Consider the following 15701-nt stretch of genomic DNA (forward strand, 5'->3'; position numbering starts at 1 on the left):
TATGGTTTATGTTGCACCATCCATTTTGTCGGCCGACTTTGCGAAGCTGGGCGAAGAAGTACGGAATGCGGAGCAAAGCGGAGGCGACTGGATTCATATTGATGTGATGGACGGGCATTTTGTTCCCAACATTACCCTGGGGCCTCTTGTGGTTCAGGCGATTCGCCCTTACAGCAAGCTTCCGTTTGACGTGCACCTTATGGTTGAGCATCCAGAACATTATGTCGCAGCTTTCGCCGAGGCGGGGGCGGATTATATTTCAGTACACGTTGAAACATGCCCGCATTTGCACAGGGTACTCGGACTTATTCGGGAGAGCGGGGCTAAGCCAGGCGTTGTACTCAATCCCGCGACGCCTCTTTCCTTCATCGAACCGATTCTAAATGAAGTGGAACTGGTGTTGATTATGACTGTGAATCCTGGGTTTGGCGGCCAACAGTTCATTCCTTCTACATTAGATAAGATCAGGAAGCTTAGAGCAATGCTGAATGAGAAGGGGCTATCCGAGGTTCATATTGAGGTGGATGGCGGTATTAATCCTGACACAGCACCGCTGGTCATTGAGGCCGGTGCCAATGTGCTTGTCGCAGGCAATGCGGTATTTGGACAAGCGGATCGAGCGGCCGCAATCAAAGCAATCAGAGGGATTTAATCTTTGCTGTTTGCCTAAGACAGGCATAGCGGCGCGGTTTTTCGCATAGATATGGTTACATGAGAGCAGGTTGGCAGCGGGTATAAAGGGCTGCATGGTTTGCTAAGGCAAAGCTCATGTGGCCATATCTTTTTTTGTACGCCGTTTATCACCGCCATCGCACAGTCCACATAGGATGACACATCTTAAGACAACGCTAAGGAGGGGTAGATATGAAATTCTACACGTTCAAACTGCCGAAATTTCTAGGTGGCTTTGTAAAAGCCGTGCTTAACTCTTTTCAGAAAAATTAAGGTTGCGAGAGAAGTCCGGCTGTCGCCATTTGCGGCGCAACGGGATTTATGAAATGCTCCATCTCTTTCGGTATTCTGATGTGTAATAATCGGGATAACCGAAAGCGGGGAGTTTTTGCGGCGGAAAGAGGAGTCTGGTCGGAGTCTTGTGGTAATCTTTCCATACAACAGCGGAAACGAAAAAAAGCACCCTAGGGTGCTTTTTTAGTGCTAATCGTCGTTTAACAATTAAACGCGTTGTACTTTGCCGGATTTAAGAGCACGAGTGCTAACCCATACGCGCTTAGGCTTACCGTCCACTAGGATACGAACCTTCTGAACGTTGACGCCCCAAGTGCGTCTTGTTTTATTATTAGCATGGGAAACGTTGTTTCCTGTGCCAGGAGCTTTGCCTGTAACATAGCATTTGCGAGACATCTACTACACCTCCCTCATCAAAGAAACCGTAACATAAAAACACTTAAACATAATATCATTGTTATTGGGCAACTGTCAATGATTTGTGCTTATGAGTTTTTACGGGGAGAGGGTCTGTCAGCTACAGGGACTAAGGGCATACAAGCTTGGCAAAACTTGTGTGAGGTGATGTAATACTTACCTTTTTGTGCACATTATAGTACAATGGGATTTAGTCCATAATATCTGAAAAGGAGTTGGTATAGCATGCCGATTCAACTAGACAACGAATTAGGTAAAGTTCATATCTCTGACGAAGTAATTGCCGGTTTAGCTGGCTCTGCTGCACTCGAGAATTATGGGCTGGTCGGAATGGCTTCACGCAAATCATTGAAGGACGGGATCGCTGAACTATTGGGACGTGAGAACCTTGGCCGTGGGGTAGAAATCCGCAGGGAACAAGAAGGGCTACATATTGACTTATATGTCATTGTCAGTTATGGTACTAAAATATCAGAAGTGGCCCATAACATTCAAAACAAAGTGAAATATATACTGAATGATGTCGTCGGACTTCACGTGGATTTCGTAAATATCTTTGTGCAAGGCGTTCGCGTATCTCGTTAGGAAGGGGAATTTCAGCTTGAGTAAGCGCTTTATTAATGGAACGGATTTTACAACTATGGTGGTCACGGGGGCCAGGAATCTGGATATCCACGCGGCGGATGTGAATGCACTCAATGTGTTTCCGGTGCCGGATGGAGATACAGGAACCAATATGAATCTGACAATTACCTCGGCGGTTGAGGATTTGAAAGCGAAAACTTCACCGCATTTGGGGAAGTCCGCGGAAATTCTGTCCAAGGGTTTGCTTATGGGCGCTCGCGGAAACTCCGGGGTTATTTTGTCACAGCTGTTTCGAGGATTCGCTAAATCGGTAGCCGGTATGGATCAAGCAGGTCCGGCGGAGTTTGCCGCGGCATTGCAGTCCGGTGTGGACATGGCTTATAAAGCTGTAGTTAAACCGGTTGAGGGCACTATCTTAACGGTTGCTAAGGAAGCGGCCAAGCATGGCGTCTGGTACGCAAGACGCGCGACCGATATGCTTGATCTGATGGAAGCCGTATTGAATAAAGCGAATGAAGCTTTGGCCAACACGCCGAATTTGTTGCCGGTACTGAAGCAAGTAGGTGTAGTGGATTCCGGCGGTCAAGGTCTAGTTTATATCTATGAGGGATTTGTCAGAGCCTTGAAAGAAGGCGGATCGACAACTACTGTCACAGATTATACGTTGGATGCCAGTTACACGAATTCGCAAGCGAACACAGCACCAGTCAAGACGGTTCTTCCTTCCCCCGCGCAGGCAACGAAAAGCGCGCAAGCACAACTCGATACGGATGCGATTGAATTTTTCTACGACATGGAATTTTTTATTAATCGTTCTACAGGAGCGTTTGATCATATTGCCTTTGACGAGGAAGCTTATCGCAAAGCGTTGGGACAGGACGGCGATTCCATTATCGTCATCGACAGCGGCGATTATATTAAGGTCCACGTTCATTCCCGCAAGCCAGGGGATGTATTTAATGTATCCTTGAAATACGGCGAATTGACACGGATGAACATATTGAACATGCGTGATCAGCACAGAGATCTGCTTGCGGATGAATTCGATACGGCTGATTTCTATGAAGAACAGGAAAGCCAGCCCGCGGCGATTCAGCCTTACGGTATGATTGCCGTATCCATGGGCGAAGGCATCTCGGAAATTTTTAGTTCGCTCGGTGTGGATATCATCCTATCCGGCGGTCAGACGATGAATCCAAGCACGGAAGATTTCGTAACAGCCGCTTCGGAGATTGATGCAGCTACAATTTACATTTATCCTAACAATTCCAATATTATTCTTGCTGCTCAGCAAGCGAAGGACCTGGTGGAGGATAAAGAGATAATTGTTATCCCGACCAAGACGATTCCGCAAGGAATTGCCGCGGCGCTGGCATTTAACCCGGATGATTCAACAGAGAACAATACATCGGGGATGACGGAAGCGTTGAACCGGATCACATCCGGACAGATTACCTTTGCTGTCCGCGATACTCAAATCGACGATCTTGAAATTAAATCGGGTGATTATCTTGGTTTGAAGAATAACAAGATTGCCGTGAATCACCCGGATTTACTTGAAACCGCCAAAGCTTTGCTTCAAGAGATGATTGTGAACGGGGACGAAATCGTAACTATTCTTACGGGCGAAGATGCTAACGAAGAACAGACGAACGAGATTAAGTCATTTCTGGCGGTGTCTTATCCGAATGCGGAACTTGAGCTTCATGCAGGCGGTCAACCTTTATATTATTATATTTTCTCAGTTGAATAAGAGCGGACGTATTCTCTAAATGAGGTGAGCGGAATGTCTACCATCCGGATCGTAACGGACAGCACGGCCGATATTCCTGAAACTGTGCGTACAGAATTAGGAATTGAGATGGTTCCCCTGAAAATCAATATCGACGGGACTACCTATCTGGATAATGTAACTTTACATCCGGATCAATTTTACCAAATGTTACCCAGGGCCTCCGCCACCCCGCAAACATCGCAGCCATCGCCGGCAGAGTTTCTGGAAGTGTACACCCGTATCCTTTCGGAAACGCCGGATGTACATATTATTTCTATTCATGTTTCCTCCCGTTTCAGCGGAACTTATCAATCGGCGACAATCGCGCGGTCGATGTTAGAGGATGAATCGAGGGTAACCGTTGTCGATTCTCTTTCGGCTACGTATGGAATCGGTGTACTGGTAACGGCTGCGGTCAGGGCTGCCCAAGAAGGCAAAAGCGTAGAAGAAATTGTGGCCTTGTCGGCACATTTGCGCAAGAACACGAAGGTATACTTTCTTGTGGACACGCTTGAATATTTACAAAAAGGCGGCAGAATCGGCAAAGCGGCAGCTCTGTTCGGTTCACTCCTGAATATTAAACCGATCTTGTCCATAGATAACGACGGTGAAGTCTTCTCGCTTGATAAAGTAAGAGGGCAGAAGAAAGCCATGTCGCGCATCGTTGACATTATTAAACAGGATTTCGGGGATGACCCCATCACCATTGCGGTTGAGTATACGACCTCACAGCTTCCTGCGGATGAGATGGCAAGCTTGATTCACGCGAGCGCCAATGTGCTTTCCACGCAATATACTTGGATCGGCCCAGTAATCGGAACTCATGCCGGCCCGGGTACGGTCGGCGTCATTGTGACGAGGGTGTAGCGATGGTGAAACTTGCTACGGTCCCTGTCAGTCAAGTCGCCGGTATTGGCGCGCAGAAAGTGAAGGAGCTAGAGTCTTTCGGGATCCGGTCGGTATTGGATTTGTTGGAGTACTTCCCGTTTCGGTATGAAGACTATAGGCTGCGTGAACTCTCGGAAGTGAAAGACGGGGAGAAAGTGACCGTAGCCGGGACTATTTATTCGGAAGCTGTATACCAGCGTTATGGAAAGAAGTCCCGAACTTCCTGCAGAGTTATGATTGACTCAACGTTGGTTACCGCAGTGTGGTTCAATCGCCCTTATCTTAAAGATAAGTTAACCCCAGGCATTGAAATACAGCTAACAGGCAAATGGGATATGAAAAGGCTGCAAGTGACGGTTTCGGAATCGGAATTCCCCGGCAACGGGGGACCGGCCCAATCCGGAACCGTGCAGCCTGTTTATTCTGTGGGAGGTACCCTTACGCAGAAGTGGATGCGGAAGTCCATCACCCAGGCGTTAAAGCAGTTCGGTGAAATCATTGAAGAAGTCATACCTGAGTTCATCATGAAGAGCAATCATTTCATGCCGCGTAAAGAGGCCATTCGCATTATTCATACACCTGCCGACACGGCGGAGGGAAAGCAAGCGCGAAGAAGGCTGGTTTATGAGGAACTGTTCCTGTTCCAGCTGAAGCTGCAGGCTTTTCGAACGCTAAACCGGAGCCGCGCGGATGGTTTGGTCCACGGCTATGACAATGAAGAGTTGCGCGCTTTTATTCAATCCCTCCCTTTTGAACTAACGGAAGCTCAAAAGAAGGTGATTGCCGAAATTATACGTGATCTTCGTCAGCCATACTGCATGAACCGGCTTCTTCAAGGGGATGTGGGGGCTGGGAAAACGATTGTCGCGGCCGTGGCTCTATTCGCAGCCGTTAAATCCGGCTACCAAGGCGCGCTCATGGTACCTACGGAAATTCTGGCTGAGCAACATTCGCGTTCGTTGCAGAAGCTTTTTGAACCCTTCGGTGTACAGGTAGGCTTACTGACCGGTTCCGTGACCGCGGCGCGGCGTCGGGATACATTGGCGTCACTGCAGATGGGCCTGATTGACATCATTATAGGTACTCATGCCTTGATTCAAGAAGATGTGTATTACCGCAATCTAGGTTTGGTTGTAACCGATGAGCAACACCGGTTCGGTGTAAATCAACGGAGCATTTTGCGCCGTAAAGGGATGAATCCCGATGTTCTCACCATGACGGCAACGCCGATTCCCCGCACATTGGCCATCAGCGCGTTTGGGGATATGGATGTGTCCACCATTCGAGAATTGCCCAAAGGTCGCAAACCCATCGAAACTTACTGGGTCAAGCATGACAAGCTGGAGCGGGTATTAACCTTTATCCGTAAGGAAGTATCGCAGGGACGGCAAGCTTACGTCATTTGCCCGCTTATAGAAGAATCGGATAAGCTTGAATACCAGAATACTTTGGATGTCCATGCGCAAATGCAACATGCCTTTCCGGATCTGAAAGTGGGACTGCTCCACGGCCGGATGCCCTCTGGGGAAAAGGATGAGACGATGCGCTTGTTCAGTACGGGCGAGACGCATTTGCTTGTGTCCACTACGGTAATTGAAGTAGGTGTGGATGTACCCAATGCGACGTTGATGGTCATTTATGACGCGGAACGGTTTGGCTTATCCCAACTTCACCAACTAAGAGGACGAGTTGGACGGGGAGCCCATCAGTCGTACTGTATTCTGATGGCGGACCCCAAATCCGAAGTAGGCAAAGAGCGGATGAAGGTCATGACCGAGACGAACGACGGCTTCGAAATTGCGCGGCGCGATTTAGAACTGCGCGGCCCCGGTGATTTCTTTGGCACAAAACAAAGCGGCATTCCCGATTTCCGGTTGGCTGATCTTTCCGTAGACTTTGAAGTGCTGGAACAAGCCCGGGACGACACGGCGGAGCTGGTGGCGCAAGAGGATTTCTGGACGGCCGCCCCTTACGTTGCCCTGAGGCATTATTTACAACGGGAGCAAATTTTTCAAGGGGAGTTAATGGATTAAGGACTGAAGCATCAACTGACAAGCTGTCTTTGCATAGGATGTAAAGATGGAGGGATGCGACAATGAGTTACATTAAATACGGAATCTCACCTGATTTCGTGGAACGTGTAAAGTTGAAAATGAAAAATCCGCTCGTCAAAGATCGTGTAGGTGCCGTGTTGGACGGTGTGACCAAATCAGACCTGCAAGACCGCGTGAAAGTAAAACGTTTACTTGGAAAAGTGGCTGCGGTTCTCGGAGAGAAATTGACTTCGCAACAAGAAGAGAATTTAATTCAGTTTGTGCTTGCGCAGAAAATAGATCCGAAGAACACATTTCATCTGCTAAAGCTATGGGGTATGTTCCGTTAAGGAACGCGGGTATATTGAAATCACTAAGGATGAAAGTTGTCCTTAGTGATTTTTTTGATATAGGTGTATGTTATAATCATGCTAATACAAGACGTGAAGGAGACAACAGCATGGGATGGATATGGTTTTTTGCGTTTTTAATCGTTGCATCCATTACGTGGGTAACTCTCTGGGTGACGAATAAGGCCTACTCTAGGAAATGGGAAGATCCGGATAACGATTAGTTTCGGTCGTTTCACTGAAATGGCGTCGATATAAGTTTTCTCGATTGGGTTACATTAGAAGAGTATGTGATTACGGTTTGGGAGGACGAAATGTTGCGTAAAACAAAGATTGTTTGCACCATCGGACCATCGGTTGAAGATCCGGCAATGTTAAAGCGCATGCTGGCTGCCGGTATGGATGTAGCACGGTTGAATATGGCTCACGGCTCTCATGAGGAACATGGCAAAAGGGTGCGTGACATTCGTCAAGTCTGTGAAGAAACAGGAGACGCTATCCCGATTATGATGGATATTAAAGGTCCTGAGGTTCGGGTCGGCGTCATGAAAGAGGGCTCTGTTCTGCTTATCGAGGGAACCCGTGTGGTGTTGACAACCGAGAGGGTGGAAGGCGACTCAGAACGTATCCCCGTGACCTATTCCAATTTGGCTAAAGATGTACATGCGGGGGCCACCATTCTGATTGATGACGGACTTCTCGAGCTTCGGGTTGAGCGGACGACGGAGACGGAAATGCACTGTCTCGTGGTTGCCGGGGGAGTGCTGAAGAGCAAGAAAAATTTGAATGTTCCCGGAGTTCAAGTTCGCTTGCCGAATGTCACGGAGCAAGATGTGGCTCATGTGAAATTCGGAGTTGAAGCAGGGATTGATATGATTGCCGCATCCTTCGTCCGAAGCGCGCAGGCGGTGCTGGAGATACGTGAATTGCTGGAGAGGCATGGCGCGCCACATATCCAGATTATCTCCAAGATCGAAAACCATGAGGGTGTTGAACGCATTCAGGAAATCATTGCCGCTTCCGACGGCGTAATGGTAGCGCGCGGTGATCTCGGTGTGCAATTGCCATCGGAGGAAATTCCTATTGTTCAGAAGGAAATTATCCGACTTTGTAATGAGGCGGGCAAGCCTGTTATTACCGCGACGCAAATGCTGGATTCCATGCAATGGAATCCACGGCCTACGCGAGCGGAAGCCAGCGATGTGGCGAATGCGATCTTGGACGGTACGGATGCGGTCATGCTGTCAGGCGAATCCGCAGCGGGTAAGTATCCGTTGGAAGCGGTCGGCACCATGGTGCGCATTGCCCTCGAAATGGAGGGAGCGTCCGACATTGCCCAATCAGCGGCAGCGCCTGTGCATGGAACCATGGCTGACAGCGTGACGGAAGCCGTGGGGGAATCGGTTGCGCGCATTGCGGATGCGTTAGGGGCGAAGGCCATTCTGACACATTCATTCAGCGGCTTTGCCGCCCGCATGACGGCGCGACAAAGACCTAATGCGCCGATTGTGGCGGTTACCCCGTCCGAGCATGTTCGCCGTTGTCTTCGCCTGGTACGCGGGGTCATTCCTGTGCTGGGTGAATCCGTTACTTCTACGGATAATTTGTTCCGCGTGTCTATTGAAAGCGGGAGCAGGCTGAGCTTTATCCGTGAAGGTGACACCGTTGTCATCACGGCTGGAATACCGACGGGAAGCTCGGGTTCGACCAACTTGATTAAAGTGCACCGTGTAGGAGAAGATGTTTAACGAGCTTTCATAACATTGGTCCTAGGTACAACCTCATATGCGTCGTTTTCCCTGTTATAGTATAATAGTGGAAATAGCTGAACGCGAAACATGGGGGTACGGGATGCTTAAATTATTTCTTAGCTCAACGATCCGTGATCTGTATTACGTTCGGTCCGTGTTGGCCAACGCTGTAGAGAACGAGCTCGGACATCAAGTGGCCATATCGGAATCGTACGATTTTGATATGACGAATGAAGGAATTATTGAAAGCTGTCTCAGGGAAATTGACGGTTCCGATGTTTATATTCTGATTCTGGGAAAAGAAGCGGGCAGTATCATCACGGAGCGCGGCATTTCAATTACACGGGCTGAATACAGGCATGCGCTCGCTGCCAGCAAACCGGTATTCGTACTAATCCAGCAAGAGGCCTGGACGCTGCACCGGGATCAGTCATCCAGTCTGACCGCCGCACAACATGACTTCATCCGGGAAGTCTCCGATTCCTTCAAGCATAACGTTCACCCCTTTGTCAGGCCGGATGAAGCGTATCGGTATATTCGCGCCCAATTGTCCGTATTGTTGAAGAATTATTTGAAGATTGGTTTATCGGTGCCCCGTTTACATGATATAATAAAGAAATATAAAGAGTTCAGCTCCATGAACTACTTGTTTCAATCCATGATCCAGTACAGCTGGCATTTCGACGGGGATTTCGAACGGTTACTGTCGGTGTTCTCCGGCGAAATTGTTACGGGCACCCTGCGGGACCATCTGCACTTCGCAGAGCTGTCACCTATTTCGGGAGCTACCTTATACGTGTTGGATGAGGAAGAGAATGAGCTGATTAAAGTAGGCTCTTGCGGCAATGTGGGCGGACGCCATTCGTTCCGGCTGGATGACCGGGAAAGCTACGTGTCAGGTACGTATTTAAGCGCGCAGGTGAAATTGTTTCAACGCAAGGATCTGGGCCGTACGGAATGTATGATGTGTATGCCCCTGGCTGCGAATTTCGTGCTTACCTTGCATTTCTTCATTATCGGGGGAAGTGCCGATGCTGTGCCTGACGGGTTTATTCTGGATAAAATATTGGATAATAATAAGATGAGGTTTGATTATCTTAATTTATACTTGGAAAGGACGGATAGCGTATGAATATGAAGCCGCATGGTCTTCGGCTGGTGAAAGCTCAAGGCATGAAGCTGCCGTTTCGGACGATTCGCAGCGGGCTGTCGAGAAGGCGGATGTCTTCTTCCGAAGCGAGACGGAAGACGTTCACAGCGGGTCCGTCCGTTCTCAAGTCTGAGGCGGTCATCCGTGAAGTGGCCAGTAAAGAGCATGTCTTCGGCACGCCGGACGGCATTATATTTAAAGTGTAGAAGAGAAGCGGATGCTTCTCTTCTTTTTTTATGTGGCGTTTGTGCCCCTTCAAGGTTCAAGGAGCAAGCGTAATATCGAGCACTTCCTCCAGCGCGACTACAATCTTTGTTTCGCCATGGCGCAGATGAAGCTCGCGGGCCAGCGGATCAATTTTCACTACGCTCCCCTGAACGATTCGAGATTCAAGCGGATCGTACAGCGTCACCGCGATGGGCAACGCGTGCATGACGGCATCCGCAATGGCTTGCGACAACTCTTGCAGTCGTTGCTCATCAAGCGCTGGCCGGATCTTATCTTCGAGCTTGCTGCGGTGCCGCAGAATCTGCTCCTTATGCTCAGGCAACATCATCCGGCTGGATTCCCACAGCAGGTTACGACCTGTTGTCAGCTTGTTTATCTTCGGTTTCATACGCGAAAGTCACCTCCTCCCAAAGCTGCATATGCAGTTTGCGTCTACTTGTAGTGCCCGCCGATCTTGACGGCGCGCTCGAACACCTGCCCCGCCTCCGTCAGCGAAGCCGCCTTGAAGATCGAGGCGGTGCCGTACTTGCTCTTGATTGAATCAATCGCGCAATCCAGCTTTCGTTCCCGCTCCAAATCGCGGAACAAATCCAACTGAAACGCCTCCGCACCGGTGAGCTGCGACAAGTTCACGTGGACACTGCGGACCGGCTCGCCGTCCCAGTGCTCCTCGAACAGCTTGCACGCGCTCTCGTACACGTCCTTGGCGCTGCAGGTGGGCTGCGCCTGTTTCATCTGACGGTGGAATCCCGTCGGATGATCGTAGTCCGCCCCGCGGCAGCCGGCGGACACGGTCGCGCCCATGAGCCCCTTGCTGCGCGCGCGGCGGCACACCTCCTCGCTGAGCTCCAGCAACACGACACGAATGTCCTTCATCGTGGCGTAATCGCGCGGGAGCGTCATCTGGTGGCCGACGGCTTTCTGCTGCTCATGGGTGCGGGGCGTAACGGGCGACGAATCCTGCCCGTTCGCCGTAAGCCACAGCACGTGGCCGTTAATGCCCCACAGCTGCTGCAACCGCGGCAGCGGATAGGCGGCGAGATCGCCGACCGTGTGAATGCCCATGCGCTCGAAGTGCCGCCGCATTCGGCTGCCGACACCGAAGAGACCCCCGATGGGCAGCTTCCACATGTCGGTTGCTACGCGCTCCCTCGTCAGCCAGAAGATGCCGCCCTCCCGCTTCTTGGCGAAGTTGTCGCACGCCGTCTTGGCGAGAATCTTATTGGGTCCGATCCCGACACGGGCAATGACGCCGGTTTCCTCGAGGATCGCGTCCTGAATTCGCGCGGCCAGCACCTCCGGCTCCCCGAACAACGCAAGGCTGCCGGTTACGTCCATAAACTGCTCATCGATGGAGAAAGGCTCGACGAGATCGGTGAACCGCTCCATAATTCGCGTGATCTTAAGTGAAACGTTAATATACTCCTGCATCCGCGGTCGGACAACGACGAGATCGGGGCAGGAACGAACGGCTTCCCCCAACCGCTGCGCCGTGCTTGCACCCAGCTTCTTCGCCAGCGGGCAGGCGGCAAGAACAATACCGGAGCGCCGCGCCGGATCCCCGGAAACGACCAAGGGGCGATCACGATATTCAGGGCGGGCCGCTTTCTCCACACTCGCGTAAAAGCTCTGCATGTCTACAAGGAAAATAACACGATCCTTCACGAAAACCCTCCTTTCTGGAAATATAAGAACACCTGTTTGCTATAGTATATGTATTATAAGACCGAATATGTGTTCGTGTATAGTGGAAAAAGTTGTTCGTATGTCTAAATCGTTTGGGATCCCTTATGCGATGAAGATTTTGTAAATAGTGGGATGGAGGTGTATGGAAAGGAAGGAAACGTAATACATATCGGGAATGTTAATTTGTAAAAATGTGAACCAAAGAAAGGAGGGCTACAAGATGCGCACTGGGGAATGGATGATCCTCATCTTGTGCTGGGGCTTGATCATCCAGTCATGGAGGGGAGCTTGGCCGGCGGGATTCGGAGGCGCGGCGGGTAAAGCGGCTGTTATTGGTATTATAAGCACAGGGATTGTTCTTCACGCCGTCACGGAAGGGTTGCGCTGGCAGATGGTGCCGCTCTATATCATTCTGCTGGGCTTCGCCTCACGGGACGTCATCCGTCTTGTACGGGTAAAGCCGCTCCAGCGAAAAGGCGGCTCGCTTGAAGCGTCTCACGGAAACGCGTTTCACGCTCGTCCGCAATCCAGGAGCCGCATATGGACAGGAATACAAGCGGGTACAGTAACCGTCGGGTTGCTGCTGGCATCCGCGTTGCCGGTCCTGTTGCCCGTGCCCCGACTACCGGAGCCCGACGGGCCCTATGCGATAGGGACGTTGACGTACCATTGGGTCGACCGTGACCGACAGGAAACGTTGGCTCCCCGGAGCGTAACGGCCGGTCCCCGGGAATTGATGGCGCAGATCTGGTATCCGGCACAGTTAAATGGCAAAGAGACGCGTCAGGATTACGCGCCCTATGTGCCTGATTTATCCCGTTGGTCGAGAGCGGTTGCGGGAGAATACCCTGTGCCGGCATTTCTCCTGTCTCATCTGTCGCTGGTAAAGACACATGCAGTAAACGGGGCGGAGGTTAGCGAAGAACGGGAGCGTTACCCGGTTATCTTGTTCTCGCACGGCTTCCCGGGAACGCGCTTCACGAATGGAGCACAATTGGAGGAGTGGGCAAGCCAAGGGTTTATTGTCGTTAGCATCGAACACGCGTACAGCGCGCTGGCGACCGTCTTTCCGGACGGCCGAACGGCGATGTTATCCCAGGGTGTGCCTGAATTTACAGACAATGAAGGGTGGGACGAATTCATTACCGAGGTGTGGACGGAAGATGTCCGTACGGTGCTCAAAGAGCTAAAGCAGGTGAATCGTCAAGACCCGCACGGGATGTTGACGGATAAGCTGGATCTGGAGCGGATCGGCATGGCGGGGCATTCCTTCGGCGGAGCGACCGCAGTACAGGCGTTGATGGCGGAGCCCGACATGAAGGCGGCCCTGAACATGGATGGTTCCTTGTTTGGCGGAGTGGCCCCGGCAGGCGGAATCGGCAAACCGTTGCTGATCATGACCGCACGGGGAAGAGGTACGCAACCTGGAGAGAATGCAGAAGAGCCAACCGACGCTCAATTGAAGGAACAAGGAATTAACCGCGAAACGTATCAATTTATAGTGAAGGAAATGCCTAAACGAAAAGCGAGAGCTCTGCGTGGCGGAGGGTTGGAGCTTACGATAACGCCCGCATCCCATATGAGTTTCTCCGACTATCATCTGCTGTCCCCGTTGTTAGCCTGGATGGACGGTGTGGAACCGATGAAAACAAATCAAACGATCAATAACTATGCCACCGCCTTCTTCAAAGCCCATCTATATGGAACGGCTGAGGCGCTATTGAAACCGGGAAAAACTGCAGGAACAACGCCGGCAGGGGAATCGGAAGTGCTCATCAAGTATTAACTGAACAACTCAAGCAAGTGTTTTAACGGCGGGGAAAGCCATTTGCGGCGGTGATAAATCACCTGGGTGTAAATCCTGATGTCGGGATGATTAAAGGGCAGAACCGCCAGCTTTCCCTCAGCCGTCTCCGCTTCAACCGCAATTCGAGGCACAAGCGCGATGCCAAGCCCGTAGCTGACGCATTGCTTGATCGCTTCCAAGGAACTGAGCTCGAATGAGGAACGGAAATGAACGCCCTCCTTCCGGAACGTTTTCTCAAGAAGAGATCGGTAGGTGCAGCCGAGCTCCGTGACGATAAACGTTTCGTGCTCAAGATCCTGTATGGTGATAGGGGGAAATGAGACGAAGGGATGGTCCGCCTTGGCGATCAGTACAAGCTCTTCCTGACGCAGAATGACGGTATGTAGATCGGGATCAGTATAAGGTTGGTCCAAGATAATGCCAATATCGTTTCTTCCGTCCAGCACGCTCTCAATGATCGTTGATTCGACGCCGGGGTGAAGACCGATTTTTACCTGAGGGTAATGCTGCCCGAAAGCTTGAAGCATAGGAGGTAAATAGAAGGCGGCCAGCGATTCGATTGTGGCGATCGTTACCACGCCCCCGCCGTAAGACGATTGAGAGATAACATCTTTGGATTCCGAAAGCAATGTGAGAATGTGATCCGCGTATTTTAACAACTCCGTTCCCGCTAAAGTCAGCTTCATCTTTCGGCCGATCCGGTCGAACAGAGGGGTTCCATATTCTTTCTCCAGTTTCTGAATTTGAGCGGTGACACTGGATTGAGCATATCCCAAAGATTCGGCGGCGCGGGTAAAGCTCTGAAACTTGGCGACTTCACGAAAGGTTTCCAAATAAGCGGTTTCCAACTCAGCCAGTCCTTTCCAAAAATCCTTAATCGGAAACTTCGATTACAATCATCGAATATTATAGATAACGTCGATAACATCTTCTATGATAATCTAAAAATATTAAGATGCATAGGAGGTTTTTCAGGTGAAAACAGAAACGGATTTAAGATACCCCATCGGCAAGTTTGTCTACTCCGGTCCGGCAACAGCGGAGCAATGTTCGATCTGGATTCATGAGATCGCTGCCCTTCCGACGCTGCTTGCGGAGGTTCTGGAAGGTTTGACGCAGGAGCAGTTGGACACACCCTACCGCGAAGGGGGCTGGACACCTCGTCAAGTAACGCATCACTTGGCGGACAGTCATATCAACTCTTACGTGAGGTTTAAATTGGCGCTGACGGAAGAGATGCCTGTCATTAAACCTTATGAGGAGCAACTATGGGCTGAACTTCCCGATTCGAGCCTGCCTGTGGAAGTTTCGCTGCGCTTGCTCATGAGCTTGCACAAGCGTTGGACGGTGCTGCTTCGTTCCTTGGGAGAACAGGACCTTGCGCGGACGCTGCTTCATCCCGAGTCCGGGGAGCATACGGTTGAAAGTCTGATTGGGTTGTACGCCTGGCACGGCTTGCATCACGTCGCGCACATCGCGGATCTTCGGGAACGCGAAGGCTGGAACAAATAATAATACGGATGTGTTAAATGATGTACTCCCGGTCACGGCCGGGAGTACATCATTTTGGCGAAGGAAGCGATTTAGGGTATAATGACTAACAAAACGTAAGGAAAGTGAGTGTATGCATGTTATTTAATGTTAAACCGCGCATGGATGAACCTGAAGTTCAAGAGGTGCTGGCTTGCGCCGTATTCCCCGATCCCGAAGAGATTCAAGCCGTCATGGAGACTTATAGAAGGAACGAGAGTCATTCCCTGTTCGGCTATGCCTCAGAGGGGGATCTTGTGGCCGTTGCCGGCTTTCGTGCGGAGCCGCAACGCAAACTGGTTATTCAACATATGGCGGTACACCCGCATTCCAGAGGCGCGGGGTTCGGCAGGGGCATTCTGCTTGAAATGCTGGAAGCGTTCAAACCGAAGCAGATCATTGTCGAAACGGATGAAGTAACCGTTGATTTTTTCCGTAACGTAGGTTTCCGAGTGGAAAGCTTGGGAATTTCAGCCTCCGGCATAGAGCGCTTTCAGTGTATTTACGATGCGGAAGCGGAAGAATAGATTAGAAAT

17 protein-coding genes are annotated in these 15701 nt (G+C 50.7%); 13 read left to right on the top strand and 4 right to left on the bottom strand.

Annotation, left to right across the window (positions count from 1 at the left end):
* Position 1: 1 nt before the first annotated feature.
* Positions 2-652: a ribulose-phosphate 3-epimerase gene (rpe, locus tag SY83_RS15665; protein WP_068608207.1), complete on the top strand. Its 651-nt coding sequence runs from the start codon at positions 2-4 to the stop codon at positions 650-652.
* 212 nt (positions 653-864) lie between these two features.
* Complete coding sequence (spoVM, locus tag SY83_RS15670; RefSeq protein WP_068608209.1) at positions 865-945, top strand: stage V sporulation protein SpoVM; 81 nt, start codon at positions 865-867, stop codon at positions 943-945.
* Between the two features lie 228 nt (positions 946-1173).
* On the opposite strand, the gene rpmB is transcribed toward spoVM, so the two are convergent.
* The gene (gene rpmB / locus SY83_RS15675) at positions 1174-1362 is read right to left on the bottom strand and encodes a 50S ribosomal protein L28 (protein WP_068608211.1); all 189 of its coding nucleotides are present in this window, start codon (positions 1360-1362) and stop codon (positions 1174-1176) included.
* A gap of 246 nt (positions 1363-1608) precedes the next feature.
* Between rpmB and SY83_RS15680 the strand changes: the two genes are divergently transcribed.
* The 8 genes from SY83_RS15680 to SY83_RS15715 all read left to right on the top strand — a co-directional run bounded on the left by SY83_RS15680 (position 1609) and on the right by SY83_RS15715 (position 10120).
* Positions 1609-1968, top strand: a complete 360-nt coding sequence (locus tag SY83_RS15680) for an Asp23/Gls24 family envelope stress response protein (RefSeq protein ID WP_068608214.1) — start codon at positions 1609-1611, stop codon at positions 1966-1968.
* A 16-nt stretch (positions 1969-1984) separates the two neighbouring features.
* The gene (locus SY83_RS15685; protein ID WP_068608216.1) at positions 1985-3721 is read left to right on the top strand and encodes a DAK2 domain-containing protein; all 1737 of its coding nucleotides are present in this window, start codon (positions 1985-1987) and stop codon (positions 3719-3721) included.
* A gap of 33 nt (positions 3722-3754) precedes the next feature.
* The gene (locus SY83_RS15690; RefSeq protein ID WP_068608218.1) at positions 3755-4609 is read left to right on the top strand and encodes a DegV family protein; all 855 of its coding nucleotides are present in this window, start codon (positions 3755-3757) and stop codon (positions 4607-4609) included.
* 2 nt (positions 4610-4611) lie between these two features.
* Positions 4612-6663, top strand: coding sequence for an ATP-dependent DNA helicase RecG (gene recG, locus SY83_RS15695; RefSeq protein ID WP_068608220.1), 2052 nt, complete (start codon positions 4612-4614; stop codon positions 6661-6663).
* A gap of 62 nt (positions 6664-6725) precedes the next feature.
* Complete coding sequence (locus SY83_RS15700) at positions 6726-7013, top strand: stage VI sporulation protein F (RefSeq protein ID WP_068608223.1); 288 nt, start codon at positions 6726-6728, stop codon at positions 7011-7013.
* 314 nt (positions 7014-7327) lie between these two features.
* Positions 7328-8761, top strand: a complete 1434-nt coding sequence (pyk, locus tag SY83_RS15705; RefSeq protein ID WP_231891269.1) for a pyruvate kinase — start codon at positions 7328-7330, stop codon at positions 8759-8761.
* A gap of 103 nt (positions 8762-8864) precedes the next feature.
* Complete coding sequence (locus tag SY83_RS15710; RefSeq protein WP_068608225.1) at positions 8865-9896, top strand: DUF4062 domain-containing protein; 1032 nt, start codon at positions 8865-8867, stop codon at positions 9894-9896.
* Positions 9893-10120 carry a hypothetical protein gene (locus tag SY83_RS15715; RefSeq protein WP_068608227.1) on the top strand — a complete coding sequence of 76 codons (228 nt, stop codon included), beginning with the start codon at positions 9893-9895 and terminating at the stop codon, positions 10118-10120. The genes SY83_RS15710 and SY83_RS15715 overlap by 4 nt, the downstream gene beginning before the upstream one ends.
* Positions 10121-10176: 56 nt before the next feature.
* Here SY83_RS15715 and SY83_RS15720 read toward each other — a convergent pair whose 3' ends face one another.
* Both SY83_RS15720 and SY83_RS15725 read right to left on the bottom strand, forming a co-directional pair.
* Positions 10177-10530, bottom strand: a complete 354-nt coding sequence (locus SY83_RS15720; RefSeq protein WP_068608229.1) for a YolD-like family protein — start codon at positions 10528-10530, stop codon at positions 10177-10179.
* Positions 10531-10574: 44 nt separating this feature from the next.
* Positions 10575-11807, bottom strand: a complete 1233-nt coding sequence (locus SY83_RS15725) for a DNA polymerase IV (RefSeq protein WP_068608231.1) — start codon at positions 11805-11807, stop codon at positions 10575-10577.
* A 241-nt stretch (positions 11808-12048) separates the two neighbouring features.
* Here SY83_RS15725 and SY83_RS15730 point away from each other — a divergent pair, with 241 nt between their 5' ends.
* Positions 12049-13614, top strand: a complete 1566-nt coding sequence (locus tag SY83_RS15730; RefSeq protein ID WP_068608233.1) for an alpha/beta hydrolase family protein — start codon at positions 12049-12051, stop codon at positions 13612-13614.
* On the opposite strand, the gene SY83_RS15735 is transcribed toward SY83_RS15730, so the two are convergent.
* Entirely contained in the window at positions 13611-14483 is an 873-nt protein-coding gene (locus SY83_RS15735) for a LysR family transcriptional regulator (RefSeq protein WP_068608235.1), read from the bottom strand. The two genes, SY83_RS15730 and SY83_RS15735, sit on opposite strands and share 4 nt — an antisense overlap.
* Before the next feature lie 127 nt (positions 14484-14610).
* Here SY83_RS15735 and SY83_RS15740 point away from each other — a divergent pair, with 127 nt between their 5' ends.
* Both SY83_RS15740 and SY83_RS15745 read left to right on the top strand, forming a co-directional pair.
* Positions 14611-15147, top strand: a complete 537-nt coding sequence (locus SY83_RS15740; RefSeq protein ID WP_068608237.1) for a YfiT family bacillithiol transferase — start codon at positions 14611-14613, stop codon at positions 15145-15147.
* Positions 15148-15263: 116 nt separating this feature from the next.
* The gene (locus SY83_RS15745) at positions 15264-15692 is read left to right on the top strand and encodes a GNAT family N-acetyltransferase (RefSeq protein WP_068608239.1); all 429 of its coding nucleotides are present in this window, start codon (positions 15264-15266) and stop codon (positions 15690-15692) included.
* The last annotated feature ends 9 nt before the right edge of the window (positions 15693-15701 follow it).

The sequence above is a fragment of the Paenibacillus swuensis genome (assembly GCF_001644605.1).
Taxonomy (GTDB): domain Bacteria; phylum Bacillota; class Bacilli; order Paenibacillales; family DY6; genus Paenibacillus_N; species Paenibacillus_N swuensis.

Bases quoted from the DNA above. Each gene is read 5' to 3' on its own strand.
- rpe (WP_068608207.1), top strand. From the start codon at position 2: ATGGTTTATGTTGCACCATCCATTTTGTCGGCCGACTTTGCGAAGCTG.
- spoVM (WP_068608209.1), top strand. From the start codon at position 865: ATGAAATTCTACACGTTCAAACTGCCGAAATTTCTAGGTGGCTTTGTA.
- rpmB (WP_068608211.1), bottom strand. From the start codon at position 1,362: ATGTCTCGCAAATGCTATGTTACAGGCAAAGCTCCTGGCACAGGAAAC.
- SY83_RS15680 (WP_068608214.1), top strand. From the start codon at position 1,609: ATGCCGATTCAACTAGACAACGAATTAGGTAAAGTTCATATCTCTGAC.
- SY83_RS15690 (WP_068608218.1), top strand. From the start codon at position 3,755: ATGTCTACCATCCGGATCGTAACGGACAGCACGGCCGATATTCCTGAA.
- recG (WP_068608220.1), top strand. From the start codon at position 4,612: ATGGTGAAACTTGCTACGGTCCCTGTCAGTCAAGTCGCCGGTATTGGC.
- SY83_RS15700 (WP_068608223.1), top strand. From the start codon at position 6,726: ATGAGTTACATTAAATACGGAATCTCACCTGATTTCGTGGAACGTGTA.
- pyk (WP_231891269.1), top strand. From the start codon at position 7,328: ATGTTGCGTAAAACAAAGATTGTTTGCACCATCGGACCATCGGTTGAA.
- SY83_RS15710 (WP_068608225.1), top strand. From the start codon at position 8,865: ATGCTTAAATTATTTCTTAGCTCAACGATCCGTGATCTGTATTACGTT.
- SY83_RS15715 (WP_068608227.1), top strand. From the start codon at position 9,893: ATGAATATGAAGCCGCATGGTCTTCGGCTGGTGAAAGCTCAAGGCATG.
- SY83_RS15720 (WP_068608229.1), bottom strand. From the start codon at position 10,530: ATGAAACCGAAGATAAACAAGCTGACAACAGGTCGTAACCTGCTGTGG.
- SY83_RS15730 (WP_068608233.1), top strand. From the start codon at position 12,049: ATGCGCACTGGGGAATGGATGATCCTCATCTTGTGCTGGGGCTTGATC.
- SY83_RS15745 (WP_068608239.1), top strand. From the start codon at position 15,264: ATGTTATTTAATGTTAAACCGCGCATGGATGAACCTGAAGTTCAAGAG.